At 38.5% G+C, this 13,348-nt stretch carries 16 protein-coding genes; all 16 read left to right on the top strand.

The annotated features are described in order from the left end of the window. The first annotated feature begins 21 nt into the window (after positions 1–21). The 16 genes from upp to ADU73_RS03050 all read left to right on the top strand — a co-directional run bounded on the left by upp (position 22) and on the right by ADU73_RS03050 (position 13,158). Complete coding sequence (gene upp, locus ADU73_RS03125; RefSeq protein WP_062913172.1) at positions 22–651, top strand: uracil phosphoribosyltransferase; 630 nt, start codon at positions 22–24, stop codon at positions 649–651. A gap of 377 nt (positions 652–1,028) precedes the next feature. Next, positions 1,029–1,748, top strand: a complete 720-nt coding sequence (atpB, locus tag ADU73_RS03120) for a F0F1 ATP synthase subunit A (RefSeq protein ID WP_046872488.1) — start codon at positions 1,029–1,031, stop codon at positions 1,746–1,748. Positions 1,749–1,774: 26 nt separating this feature from the next. Then, the gene (gene atpE, locus ADU73_RS03115; RefSeq protein WP_046872489.1) at positions 1,775–1,987 is read left to right on the top strand and encodes a F0F1 ATP synthase subunit C; all 213 of its coding nucleotides are present in this window, start codon (positions 1,775–1,777) and stop codon (positions 1,985–1,987) included. A 50-nt stretch (positions 1,988–2,037) separates the two neighbouring features. Beyond that, on the top strand, positions 2,038–2,562 hold the full coding sequence (gene atpF, locus ADU73_RS03110) for a F0F1 ATP synthase subunit B (protein ID WP_062913171.1): 525 nt from the start codon (positions 2,038–2,040) through the stop codon (positions 2,560–2,562). Continuing rightward, positions 2,549–3,091: an ATP synthase F1 subunit delta gene (atpH, locus tag ADU73_RS03105; protein WP_046872491.1), complete on the top strand. Its 543-nt coding sequence runs from the start codon at positions 2,549–2,551 to the stop codon at positions 3,089–3,091. The genes atpF and atpH overlap by 14 nt, the downstream gene beginning before the upstream one ends. Positions 3,092–3,120: 29 nt before the next feature. Further along, entirely contained in the window at positions 3,121–4,653 is a 1,533-nt protein-coding gene (gene atpA, locus ADU73_RS03100) for a F0F1 ATP synthase subunit alpha (RefSeq protein WP_046872492.1), read from the top strand. A 38-nt stretch (positions 4,654–4,691) separates the two neighbouring features. Then, the gene (locus ADU73_RS03095) at positions 4,692–5,639 is read left to right on the top strand and encodes a F0F1 ATP synthase subunit gamma (RefSeq protein WP_046872493.1); all 948 of its coding nucleotides are present in this window, start codon (positions 4,692–4,694) and stop codon (positions 5,637–5,639) included. 26 nt (positions 5,640–5,665) lie between these two features. Beyond that, the gene (gene atpD, locus ADU73_RS03090) at positions 5,666–7,078 is read left to right on the top strand and encodes a F0F1 ATP synthase subunit beta (protein WP_046872494.1); all 1,413 of its coding nucleotides are present in this window, start codon (positions 5,666–5,668) and stop codon (positions 7,076–7,078) included. 13 nt (positions 7,079–7,091) lie between these two features. Continuing rightward, entirely contained in the window at positions 7,092–7,514 is a 423-nt protein-coding gene (locus ADU73_RS03085; RefSeq protein ID WP_062913170.1) for a F0F1 ATP synthase subunit epsilon, read from the top strand. 134 nt (positions 7,515–7,648) lie between these two features. Then, positions 7,649–7,882, top strand: coding sequence for a DUF1146 family protein (locus ADU73_RS03080; protein ID WP_046871401.1), 234 nt, complete (start codon positions 7,649–7,651; stop codon positions 7,880–7,882). A 14-nt stretch (positions 7,883–7,896) separates the two neighbouring features. Then, positions 7,897–9,186: a UDP-N-acetylglucosamine 1-carboxyvinyltransferase gene (gene murA, locus ADU73_RS03075; protein ID WP_046871400.1), complete on the top strand. Its 1,290-nt coding sequence runs from the start codon at positions 7,897–7,899 to the stop codon at positions 9,184–9,186. A 165-nt stretch (positions 9,187–9,351) separates the two neighbouring features. Beyond that, positions 9,352–9,612 (top strand): membrane protein insertion efficiency factor YidD, encoded by a 261-nt coding sequence (yidD, locus tag ADU73_RS03070; RefSeq protein ID WP_046871399.1) that lies wholly within the window; start codon positions 9,352–9,354, stop codon positions 9,610–9,612. 17 nt (positions 9,613–9,629) lie between these two features. Next, positions 9,630–9,848, top strand: a complete 219-nt coding sequence (locus tag ADU73_RS03065) for a DUF2969 domain-containing protein (RefSeq protein WP_046871398.1) — start codon at positions 9,630–9,632, stop codon at positions 9,846–9,848. Between the two features lie 31 nt (positions 9,849–9,879). Next, complete coding sequence (locus ADU73_RS03060) at positions 9,880–11,082, top strand: FtsW/RodA/SpoVE family cell cycle protein (protein WP_062913169.1); 1,203 nt, start codon at positions 9,880–9,882, stop codon at positions 11,080–11,082. A 362-nt stretch (positions 11,083–11,444) separates the two neighbouring features. Then, positions 11,445–12,482: a methionine ABC transporter ATP-binding protein gene (locus tag ADU73_RS03055; RefSeq protein ID WP_046871396.1), complete on the top strand. Its 1,038-nt coding sequence runs from the start codon at positions 11,445–11,447 to the stop codon at positions 12,480–12,482. After that, positions 12,472–13,158: a methionine ABC transporter permease gene (locus ADU73_RS03050; protein WP_046871395.1), complete on the top strand. Its 687-nt coding sequence runs from the start codon at positions 12,472–12,474 to the stop codon at positions 13,156–13,158. The genes ADU73_RS03055 and ADU73_RS03050 overlap by 11 nt, the downstream gene beginning before the upstream one ends. The last annotated feature ends 190 nt before the right edge of the window (positions 13,159–13,348 follow it).

Here is a 13,348-nt window from a genome sequence, read left to right as displayed (position 1 = left end):
ATTGAAGGGAGAGTGTAATTTATGGGTAAGTTCCAAGTTCTTGACCATCCATTGATTCAGCACAAGTTAACAATTATTAGAGATAAGAATTGTGGCACCAAAGTATTTAGAGAAGTTGTTAATGAAATCTCTGAGCTTATGGCTTACGAAGTTTCACGAGATATGCCATTAGAGGATGTTAAAGTCGAGACGCCAATTGGTTGGACAACCAAAAAGACACTTTTGGGTAAAAAGGTAGCTATTGTGCCAATCCTTCGGGCAGGTTTAGGTATGGTTGATGGAATGTTGGAGCTAATTCCAGCAGCTAAAGTTGGCCATATTGGAATGTACCGGGATGAGGAGACACTTAAGCCAGTTGAATATTTTGTGAAATTACCAAGTGACATTAGTGAACGACAAATTTTTGTTGTTGATCCAATGTTAGCTACTGGTGGTTCAGCAATTATGGCAATGGATGCCTTGAAGAAGCGTGGTGCAAAAGATTTACGTTTAGTTTGTTTAGTAGCTGCTCCACAGGGAGTTAAAGCTTTACAAAAAGCTCATCCTGATGTTGATATTTATACAGCAGCTTTGGATGAAAAGCTAAATGAAGATGGTTACATTGTTCCAGGTTTAGGTGACGCAGGTGATCGGTTATTTGGAACTAAGTAATTTAGTGACCAATGACTGAAGTTTGAACAGATAAAAAGCAAAAAATGGGCATCCAGTTTTTGAAAGAAAACGATGTCGATTTTTTGCTTTTTTCTGTCCCATATTTGCTTTATTTGAAACAAATGAGAATTGGTATGGTTCTGCATTAAAATGGAAAGCGCTTTAACAAGATTGCTGATTTGTCAGGGGATGAGGTAGGTTTTTTTAAAGTAAAGTAATTGCTCATTTTTTTGTATTTTTTTTGAATTGGTGGTATTATTTCATTTGTATTTCGAATAGACGTTACTGTCTGTTTATATATAATTGTTGATGTTTTAAGGCAGCTTACCTGGGAATTCTCAATAATTCATTAAGGCCATGAAAAGAGGTGATCTTCTGTGAATGGAGAGTCAGTTTCTACTTTCCAATTTTTGGGATTAACTTTTAATACAACCAACATTATTTCTGGGTTATTGGCGGCAACTATTGTTTTTGTCGTAGTTTTTGTTCTTTCGAGAAAAATACAATTGAAGCCTACTGGAAAGCAAAATGTTTTGGAGTGGATGATAGATTTCACGAATAACATTGTGCGCGGATCGGTTACAAATGGTGATGCGCCAAAATTTGGTTTGTATGCATTTACTTTGTTCCTGTTTATTTTCGTCTCTAACCAATTAGGAATGTTCTTACAAATTGGTTGGAATGGTGTAACTTATGTACGAAGCCCAACTTCAGATCCTGTCATAACGTTGACGTTGTCATTGATGACGATAATGTTTGCACATTTCTCTGGAGTTGAGAAGCTTGGATTTAAGCGGTATTTTAAAAATACGTACTTAACTCCGTTTGTGTTCTGGTTGCCGATTAGTATTTTTACTGAATTAATTGATTTCCTTACGTTAGGTTTACGTATTTATGGAGTTATCTTTTCAGGAGAAATGTTATTGAAAATTATCGGGGGCATGGCGTTCTCTGGTGGACCACTAATGACTATTGCAACCGTGCCAATTTCATTAATTTGGCAAGGCTTCTCAGTATTTTTAGGCAGTATTCAAGCATACGTGTTTGTCACATTAACGTCGGTTTATATTTCTCAGCAGGTACAAATTGAGGAATAACTAATATTTTAGGAGGATTTAAAATTATGGGAGCTATTGCAGCAGGAATTATTATGTTTGGAGCCGCTATCGGTGGTGGTATCGGTGATGCCATTGTTATTTCAAAGACACTTGAAGGAATGGCACGCCAACCAGAATTATCTGGACAATTAAGAACTACCATGTTTATCGGTGTTGGTCTTGTTGAAGCTATGCCTATTATTGCTTTCGTTGTGGCATTGTTAGTAATGAACAAGTAGTCTAATGGAACGCAAGAACATAATTAATAGGTAGAAGGAGGTGTCAATAGATGCTCTCACAGTTAGTGTTGGGTACTTCAAATACACTGTATCTTGGTGATATGTTGTTTTATGCAATTGTCTTTATCATTCTTATGTGGTTAATTAAAATTTTCGCATGGGGACCAGTTACAAAGATGATGAAAGAACGTGCAGATCGGATCGCTAATGATATTGATTCTGCAAAGAAATCACGTGAAGATGCAGCAAAATTAGCTGAACAACGAGAAGTAGCGTTGAAAAATTCTCATGCTGAAGCCTCCACGATTGTAAGTAACGCGAAGGATAATGGGAATAAACAGCGTGACCAAATTGTCACAAGTGCTCAAGAAGAAGTGCAAACCCTCAAGCAAAATGCTCAAACAAGTATTGAACAGGAGCGTAAGGATGCACTTAAGGGTGCTCAAGATGATGTGGCTAGTTTATCTATTGAAATTGCTTCTAAGATCATTCAAAAAGAATTAAATGCACAGGATCAAAAGCAGTTGATTGATTCTTATATTGAAGGGTTGGGGAAGCAAAATGAGTCTAGATAAGATGACGATTGCTAAACGCTATTCAAAAGCCCTGTTTGATTTAGCCGTTGAAAAAAATCAACTTGATTTAATTCATGATGACTTGCAACAAATCAAACAAATTTTTATTGATGTTCCGGATTTAGACCAGGTATTGGTTGATGTTCGTTTAAGCAATGAACAAAAAACCGCTATCGTTAATGATTTGAAGAAAGATGCATCAACTTACGTCAAGAATTTGGTTCAAATGCTTTATGATTACGGTCGCATAAGCAATTTTAGTGACATTATTGAGCAATTTAACAAGCTTTATGACGAGCATAATAAGACTGTTTATGCGGATTTATCTACTGCGGTTGAAATTGATTCAGATCAAAAACAGCGGTTAGCAGATCAATTTGCTAAAAATGTTGGCGCCAAAAAAGTAATTGTAAATAGTAAGATTGATCCAAGTATTATTGGCGGGGCTGTGCTGAAGTCGAATGGTTTAGTTTATGATGGCAGTATCAGTACTAAAATGGCTAAGATTAAAAAAATGTTACTTAATTAAATAAGATTTTGTAAAGAGGTGAAACTTTTATGAGCATTAAATCTGAGGAAATCAGTGCTCTAATTAAACAACAGTTAGAAGGCTATCAAGACGAGCTTAATGTTGAAGAAACAGGTACCGTTACATATGTTGGTGATGGTATTGCCCGTGCTCATGGCTTAGATAATGCACTTGCTGGTGAACTTTTAGAGTTTTCTAATGGTGTCTACGGAATGGTTCAGAACCTTGAATCAAATGATGTCGGAATTGTTATCCTTGGTAACTACGATGATATCCGTGAAGGAGATACAGTTAAGAGAACGGGACGAATCATGGAAGTTCCAGTCGGCGATGCTTTGATCGGACGAGTTGTGAACACACTTGGACAACCAATCGACGGCAAGGGTGAGATTAAAACAGATCATACACGACCTGTAGAACACAAAGCTCCAGGAGTTATGGAGCGTCAGTCAGTTAGCGAACCTTTGCAAACCGGAATCAAAGCCATCGATGCCTTAGTTCCGATTGGCCGTGGCCAACGTGAATTAATTATCGGTGACCGTAAGACTGGTAAAACATCTTTGGCTATTGATACGATTTTGAATCAAAAAGACCAAAACATTATTTGTATTTACGTAGCGATTGGCCAGAAGGAATCAACTGTACGTACTCAAGTTGAGGCCCTTGAAAAGTTTGGCGCTATGGATTACACAATTGTTTTAAGTGCTGGACCATCAGAACCGGCTCCAATGTTGTATTTGGCGCCTTATGCCGGAGCAGCAATGGGTGAGGAGTTCATGTTCAATGGCAAGCATGTTTTGATTGTGTATGATGATCTTTCAAAACAAGCGGATGCTTATCGTGAGCTTTCCTTGATTTTGAGACGTCCGCCGGGTCGTGAAGCTTATCCTGGTGACATTTTCTATACGCATTCTCGTTTACTAGAACGAGCAGCTAAATTAAGCGATAAACTTGGCGCTGGTTCAATGACAGCCTTGCCATTCGTTGAAACAAAAGCCGGAGATATTTCAGCTTATATTCCAACCAACGTAATTTCTATCACTGATGGACAGATCTTCTTGGATAGTGATTTATTCTATTCAGGAACTCGTCCAGCGATTGATGCTGGATCTTCTGTATCTCGAGTTGGTGGAGATGCACAGATTAAGGCTATGAAACGTGTTGCTGGTACTTTACGTTTGGATCTTGCTTCTTATCGTGAGTTGGAATCATTTTCTCAATTTGGTTCTGATTTGGATGATGCCACAAAAGCTAAATTAGCACGTGGTAGTCGGACTGTAGAAGTTTTGAAACAACCATTACACAAACCACTTGCGGTTGAGCATCAAGTATTAATTTTGTATGCATTGACACATGGCTTCTTGGATAAAGTTGCTGTTGATGATGTTTTACGTTTCCAAGATGAACTATTTGATTATATCGATGGTTCACATAACGATTTGTTGGATGTTATCCGTAAAACTGGGGACTTACCAGATACTGATAAGTTTGATGCTGCAATTCAAGAATTTGCAGATCAATTTCAACCTACAAAAGAAGCAGACAAAAGTGCTGCTAAGTAAAACAAATGCTTTTAATTGACAGAAAGTGGTGAGAAAAAATGGCAGTTTCAGAACAAGATGTTCTCAGACGAATTGACTCCACTAAGAAGACCAGACAAATTACCACTGCGATGCAAATGGTTTCAACCGCAAAGTTGTCTCAGATACAAAAACATACTTCTGGATATCAAGTTTATGCAGAAAAAGTTGAGAGTATCGTTGCCCATCTTGCTAAATCACATTTAATTAAAGCTAATTCATCCACTGGAGAACCAAAAAATTCTGATTCAGAAGATAATATTTCAGCAGATGATTTGTTAATACAGCGACCAGTAAAAAAAGTTGGTTTCCTAGTAATTACATCTGATCGTGGATTGGTTGGTAGTTATAATAGTTCAGTTCTTAAACAAACTGAAGATTTTATTAAATCTACTGGGCATTCTACTGAGGATAGTGTGATCTTAGCTGTTGGTGGAACTGGCGCCGATTTTTATAAGGGACGTGATATGAACGTTGCTTATGAATATCGAGGCGTGAGTGATGTTCCAACTTTTAATGAAGTTCGTGAGATCGTCAAAACTGTTACTTCGATGTATTCGAACCAGGTGTTTGATGAACTTTATGTTTGTTATAATCATTTTGTAAATCGCATGACAAATAGATTTCATTCAATTAAGATGTTGCCAATTAGTGATGCTTTAGTTAAGAGTCAGGACAAAAAGGCTGAAGAGGGCAAAAAAGAAATAATGCCGGAATATGAAACAGAACCTTCAGAGGCTGTTTTATTGCAGGATATTTTGCCTCAATATGCTGAAAGTCTAGTTTATGGTGCCATTCTTGATGGCAAAACTGCTGAGCATGCGTCAAGCTCAACCGCTATGCAAACTGCTTCTGATAACGCTAAAGATTTGATATCGTCACTACAATTGCAATATAATCGTGCAAGACAAAGTGCGATTACCACCGAAATTACTGAAATTACCGGTGGTCAAGCTGCGTTAGAATAAATTTAGATTGGAGGAATTAACTAATAATGAGTACTGGTAAAGTTGTTCAGGTTATCGGACCTGTTATTGACGTTGAATTTCCTCTGGATGGTAATTTACCTGATATTAATAATGCTTTAAACATCAAAAAACTTGATGGTAGTATCTTAGTTGCCGAAGTTGCGCTTGAACTTGGTGATGGCGTTGTTCGAACAATCGCTATGGATGGTACTGATGGTTTACAACGAGGGGCAGAAGTTGAGGACACTGGTTCTTCAATTACAGTTCCTGTTGGTGATAAAACATTAGGTCGGGTTTTCAACGTCCTTGGAGATACAATTGATAATGGTGAAGAATTTGGACCAGAAGCAAAACGGAACCCTATTCATCGAGATCCACCAAAGTATGACGAACTAAATCCCAGCATGGAGATTTTGGAAACAGGAATCAAAGTTATTGATTTACTGGCTCCTTACATTCGTGGTGGTAAAGTCGGATTATTCGGTGGTGCCGGTGTTGGGAAAACCGTTCTAATTCAAGAATTAATTCATAATATTGCACAGGAACACAATGGTATTTCTGTATTTACGGGTGTTGGTGAACGAACTCGTGAAGGAAATGATTTGTACTTTGAAATGAAGGCATCGGGTGTTCTTGAAAAGACCGCCATGGTGTATGGTCAGATGAATGAGCCGCCTGGTGCTCGTATGCGGGTTGCTTTAACCGGTTTAACAATTGCGGAATACTTCCGTGATGTTGAGGGTCAAGACGTGTTATTGTTTATCGATAACATTTTCCGATTTACACAAGCTGGTTCTGAAGTATCCGCATTACTTGGCCGAATTCCATCAGCCGTTGGTTATCAACCAACTTTGGCTACTGAAATGGGTCAACTTCAGGAACGGATTACATCAACGAAGAAGGGGTCAATTACCTCTATTCAGGCTGTGTATGTTCCTGCTGATGATTATACTGATCCTGCTCCTGCAACAACATTCGCGCATTTGGATGCAACAACTAACTTGGAACGAAGCTTAACTCAACAAGGAATTTATCCTGCTGTTGATCCTTTGGCTTCAACTTCGAGTGCTTTGGATCCTGCCGTTGTTGGTGAGGAACATTATAAAGTAGCTACTGATGTTCAGCATGTTTTGCAACGTTACCGTGAGTTGCAAGATATCATTTCTATTTTAGGAATGGATGAATTGTCTGATGAAGAGAAGACAATCGTTGGACGTGCTCGTAGAATTCAGTTCTTCTTGTCACAGAATTTCTCTGTTGCTGAACAGTTTACTGGTAAACCTGGATCTTATGTTCCGGTTGAAGAAACAGTAAAGGGCTTCAAGGGAATTCTTGAAGGTAAATATGATGATTTACCTGAAGATGCCTTTAATGGTGTTGGTAATATTGATGAAGTCGTTGAGAAGGCTAAGCAATTAACTAGTGCCACTAGTAAATAAGGGGGAGTTCTAATTGGCTGATAAACCAAAATTAACCGTTAGTATCGTGACTCCTGATGGTCAAGTTTATGAAGGGACTTCCACTATGCTGGTTGTCAAAACTAAAGATGGTCAGCTTGGAATCATGCCTAACCATGTTCCCATTATTGCGTCGCTAGCAATTGATGAAGTGCGGATTCAACATGAAAACACTACTAAAGAAGATGCAGTTGCTGTTAATGGTGGTTTTGTCGAGTTCTCTGACAATACTGCAACTATTGTAGCTGATACTGCTGAAAATGAGTCTGATATTGATGTTGCTCGTGCAGAAAGTGCGCGTCAACGGGCTCAAAAAACTATTCGAAAAGCTCAAGATGCTCATGATAATTCACAATTGCGTCGTGCGCAGATTTCTTTGCGTCGAGCAGTTAACCGAATTAACGTTTCAAAACATTAAAATTAGCAAAAGAGTTATACAACCATACGTGTTGTATAACTCTTTTTTTATTATCTAAAAAAATGAGGTTCTCACGCGAAATTTTAGTATGGATATGATACTATTGTAATAAATCGTAAGTTTAAGAGGCTATTATGAATTTATTTGGTATTCAATCGTTACTAACATTGATCTGTTATTTTTTCTTTACCCTTATTTCCTTTTGGGCAATTCAAGGAGTTCATTTGGAGAGGTTTTTGCACTATTCAACTCCAAATCAGTATAAAGTCCTGATTGTCTTATTATCGATTGGATTAGGGTATTTAAGCAGTTCATTTTTCTTGGAGTTAATTAACAATATTAGAAATTTAGGTTACTTATTAAAATAGTGGAGGTTTCGGTCGTGGATAAGATTATTGTTAAGGGCGGCAATCAACTCAGAGGTACTGTCAAAATTGAAGGTGCAAAAAATGCGGTCCTGCCAATTTTAGCGGCCAGTATTTTAGCAAGCAAGGGCCAATTAGAGTTAAGCAACGTACCGATTCTTTCAGATGTTTACACAATGAACAATGTTTTACGTTTTTTAAATATTGACGTGGAATTTTCAGAAAATCAACATGAAATTAAAATGGATGCGACTAAGCAGATTTCTACAGAAGCACCATTTGAATATGTTTCTAAAATGCGTGCTTCCATTGTTGTAATGGGGCCATTACTTGCAAGAACAGGACATGCAAAGGTAGCGATGCCTGGTGGTTGTGCCATCGGAACTCGACCGATTGATCTTCATTTAAAAGGGCTAACTGCTTTGGGTGCGCATATTACTCAAAAAGATGGATACATAGAAGCTAGTGCAGATAGATTAGTCGGAACTAACATCTATTTAGATTTTCCAAGTGTCGGAGCAACACAAAACATTATGATGGCAGCTACTTTGGCGGAAGGGACAACGACGCTCGAAAATGCTGCTTGTGAGCCAGAAATTGTGGACTTGGCAATGGTTTTAAATAAAATGGGTGCTCATGTTATCGGAGCAGGTACCGAATCAATTCGAATTGAGGGAGTCCAAGAGCTTCATGGAACCACTCATGCGGTTGTGCAAGATCGAATTGAAGCTGGTACTTTTATGGTGGCAGCGGCTGCAACTAAAGGTGATGTTCTAGTTCAGGATGCGATTTCTGAACACAATAAGCCTTTGATTTCCAAAATGCGTGAGATGGGCGTGACGGTAATTGATGAAGACGATGGTGTTCGGGTTATTGGCCCAGAAAAACTGAAACCAGTTTCAATTAAGACGCTTCCTCATCCGGGTTTTCCAACGGATATGCAGCCACAGATCTCTGTACTTCAGCTATTAGCACAGGGTACAAGTACGTTAACAGAAACTGTTTTTGAAAATCGATTCATGCATTTGGAAGAACTTCGGCGGATGAATGCGCAATATAAAATTGAAGGATCTTCTGTGATTATGCATGGGCCAACGGATTTCAGTGGTGCAGAGGTTGCTGCAACTGATTTACGTGCGGGAGCCGCATTAGTAATTGCAGGACTAGTGGCAAAAGGATACACACAAGTTACGAATTTGAAGTATTTAGATCGGGGTTATTACAATTTCCATGGTAAATTAAGTGCTTTGGGTGCGCAGATTAAACGGGTTTCGGATGCAAACACGACAGTAACGGTTAAAAATTAAGTTTTTATTTAAAATATTAAATCAACGGTCAATTAGGAATGCAAAAATTGCATGCTAATTGGCCGTTACTTTTGGATTTAGGCTCCAATATTAAGGTTTTGAGTGGTGTTTGGAATATGCTATAATTAGCAGTTGTGTTGAGTAGATTGAAAGGAGATGGTCAAAGTGAAACGCGTTTTTTTAATATTGGTAAGATTGTACCAAAAATTAATTTCGCCACTTTTACCACCAAGTTGTAGGTACTATCCAACATGTTCCAATTACATGATTGTGGCCATTCAAAAACGAGGTGCCTTAAAAGGTAGTTTGATGGGGACAGCACGCATTTTACGATGTAATCCCTTTGTGAAGGGCGGTTATGATCCAGTTCCGGATTATTTTACTTTAAAACGTAATCCGCATCCAGATAAAAAAATATTGAATTAGTCATTGTGGAGGAAAATATGTCAAAAAAAGAACAGAGCGTTAAAGTACAATTAGAAGAAAAAGAAGTTGGGGGTCAAACGATTCAACAACTTTTTATAGCTAAAAATTTAGTTGGTGAAATCACACCTAAAGACAATGAATTTGCCACTCATCTTATTGGTGGGGGAGATTTTGTTGCTAAATCACTAGACGATGCGGTTGAATGGGTGTTACAAGAATATAATTTGCATCAATAAACTGAAGTTTGGCTAAGGAAGGATCTTTGTTTTGGATAACGATTCACGAGTTAGAAGACGGGAAGGCGATTCCCGAATTGATTATGGTATTATTTTTTCCGTTTTAATGTTGGCTCTGATTGGTTTGGCTTCTATTTACGTGGCAGCTACTCATGATACTAGTGGTGTGAGTGTCAAAAGTCAGGTGCTGTCGCAACTAGTCTGGTATGCTTTGGGTGTCGCACTAGTTGTGATTATTATGCAATTTGATTCAAGGCAACTGTGGCGACTGGCACCATACGCGTATTGGTTCGGTATTTTTCTCCTTGTGGCGGTTTTACTGTTTTACAGTAGATCGTACGCGGCAAGTACCGGAGCTAAAAGTTGGTTTGCAATCGGTCCCTTTACATTTCAGCCTTCTGAAGTTATGAAGCCGGCGTATATTCTTATGATGTCAAAGATAATTACGGACTTTAATGCGAAACATAAACACCATACGGTTCGTTCGGATTGGCATCTAATTGGGCAAATGGTTTTATGGACTTTGCCAATTCCAATCTTGCTGATTTTACAGCATGATTTTGGAACAATGTTGGTGTTCATTGCAATTTTTGCAGGATTAGTTATCGTGTCCGGAATCACTTGGCGTATCTTAGTACCAGCATTTGTAACGGCCACCATCCTGGCTAGCAGTACATTAATGTTAGTTGTGAGTGATTGGGGACGAAGCATTTTATCGCACGTCGGATTCGAGAGTTATCAGTTTGATCGAATTGATACTTGGTTACATCCTGCAACGGATACGACAAATGCTGGATACCAGCTGTGGCAAAGCATTAAGGCGATTGGCTCTGGCCAGATTTTTGGTAAAGGGTTTAATGTGTCAAATGTTTACGTACCAGTTAGAGAATCAGATATGATTTTTTCAGTTATTGGTGAAAATTTTGGGTTTATCGGTAGTGTCATTTTGATCTTGTTATATATGCTTTTAATATATCAAATGATTCGAGTAACTTTTGATACAAAAAATGCATTTTATGCTTACATCGCTGCCGGCACAATTATGATGATTTTATTCCATGTTTTTGAAAACATTGGCATGAACATTGGATTGATACCATTGACTGGGATTCCGCTTCCATTCGTCAGTCAAGGGGGGTCGGCCTTGATTGGAAATATGATTGGAATTGGGTTGATCATGTCGATGAGATTTCATCATAATTCCTACAGCAGATTACAGAGAACGGATTTTTGATTTAAAAATTAAAATTAGCAGTTGACAGATTAAAAATGAGTGAGTATACTTCATTTAACAGCAAAACATTAAAGCAAGATGAGTAAGTTGAAGACTACTTTAAGAGAGTTCCCAAGGGTGAGAAGGAACAGCAAGTTCAATGGAAGATGGTCTTGATTGAATTGGTATTTACGAGCGGTTTGTGAGTGAATACTGGGTGCGCCCATTATAGCGTCAGAGTTGTTTGACTCGTTAAGGCTAGCTTTGAGAGAAGTTAGTAAATTTGGGTGGTATCACGGAAGATAAGTCTTTCGTCCTTGTTGATTTATTTCAGCGGGATGAAAGACTTTTTTGTTTGCTAAAAGAAAGAGGAGGTTGATTATTTGATAGAGTTTAAAGATGTTTCTAAAACCTTCACCACAGATAAGGGAACCGTTCCAGCAATTAAAGATGTGAATATGAAAATTGAAGATGGTGAAATTTTTGGGATCGTGGGTTATTCTGGCGCTGGCAAAACGACTTTAATCCGGATGCTCAATGGCTTAGAAACTCCGACGACCGGTTCGGTTACAGTAAATGGGACAGAAATTTCAAGTTTAAACAGAGGTGCCTTACGTAAGAAACGGCATAAAATTGGAATGATCTTCCAGCATTTTAACTTACTTTGGTCACGAACAGTTCAAAAAAATATTGAATTTCCCTTAGAGATTGCAAAGGTTTCAAAGAGTGAACGCCATAAGAAGGCTAACGAGTTAATTAAGTTAGTCGGGTTGGAAGGTAAGGAAGATGCTTATCCTTCTGAGTTGTCTGGTGGACAAAAGCAACGAGTTGGTGTGGCGAGGGCCTTGGCAAATGATCCAGAAATTCTCCTTTCTGATGAAGCAACCAGCGCTTTAGATCCGCAAACAACTGATGAAGTTTTGGATCTGCTGCGAGACATTAATAAGCGATTGGGAATCACGATTGTGTTGATCACCCATGAAATGCATGTGATTCGTAAAATTTGTGACCATGTGGCTGTTCTAGATGGTGGTGGGATCATTGAGTCAGGTCAGGTTATGGAGGTGTTTAAGCATCCCCAGCAGGCAATTACCAAACGATTCGTTTATTCGGAAGCAGCGCCTTCTCCGGAAGATACACATGTTGTTGTGGAACAACTGCTTAAAGAGTATCCGAATGGAAAAATTATTCAGTTGACTTTCCATGGGAATCAAGCTAATTTACCGATTGTCTCAGAAATTATTCATAAGTTTCCTAAACTACGCATTAGCATTATTGAAGGAAATATCCATCAAACGCAAGAAGGCGCAATTGGTTCACTATTTTTACAATTGATAGGTGATTCAACGGACATTGATGGCGCATTAGATTACTTAAAGACGATGCGGGTTGAAACCGAGGTGATTGAAAATGGACGGTAGTACAAGTTATTTTGATTTTAAAAATGTAGATTGGGGTCAAATGAGAAGTGCCACTTGGGAAACCATCTGGATGACGGTAGTTTCCATCGTGGCTGTTGCAATTTTAGGTTACTTTATTGGATTACTACTATTTGAAACAAGTGGGAGTAAGAGTTTTGTTGTTCGAGCAATTAACTGGATAGTGGCACTTTTTGTTAATGTGTTCCGATCAATTCCTTTCATTATCTTAATCGTTTTGTTATTGCCATTCACAAAACAAGTTGTTGGAACGATTATCGGACCGGTTGCTGCGTTACCATCATTGATTATTTCTGCGGCCCCGTTTTACGGTCGGATGGTTGAACTTGCGTTTCACGAAATTGATCGTGGTGTTCTGGAAGCCTCTGAAGCAATGGGAGCAAGTCAATGGCAAATCATTACAAAAGTATTGCTACCGGAAAGTTTACCTGCTTTGATTTCAGGAATTACAGTAACAGCGATTTCGTTAATCGGCTATACAGCAATGGCTGGTGCGATTGGTGCTGGAGGGCTAGGAAATTTGGCCTATCAAGAAGGTTTTGAAAGTAGTAACAATACCGTTACACTTGTTTCCACAGTCATTATTGTTTTAATTGTTTTTGCATTCCAGTTTGTTGGAGACTTTGCAACTAAGAAAGTTGATAAACGAGTTGTTTAGAATGAAGATTCAAATGGTGTAAGTAAGTTTTAGAATTTACAAAATAGACATTAATTTTCATGAGGGGCCAGTCCGAGTAGTCGCTTTAGCGATGTAGAGAGGATGGTCATCCGTACCGTAAATAAGATTTTGTGTTAACAAAATAGACATTAATTTTCAGGAGGAGCCAGTCCGAGTAGTCGCTTTAGCG

Source organism: Pediococcus damnosus, assembly GCF_001611155.1.
GTDB lineage: Bacteria > Bacillota > Bacilli > Lactobacillales > Lactobacillaceae > Pediococcus > Pediococcus damnosus.
The sequence above is the reverse complement of the archived record's forward strand: the minus strand, read 5'-3'. Positions and strand labels throughout refer to the sequence as shown.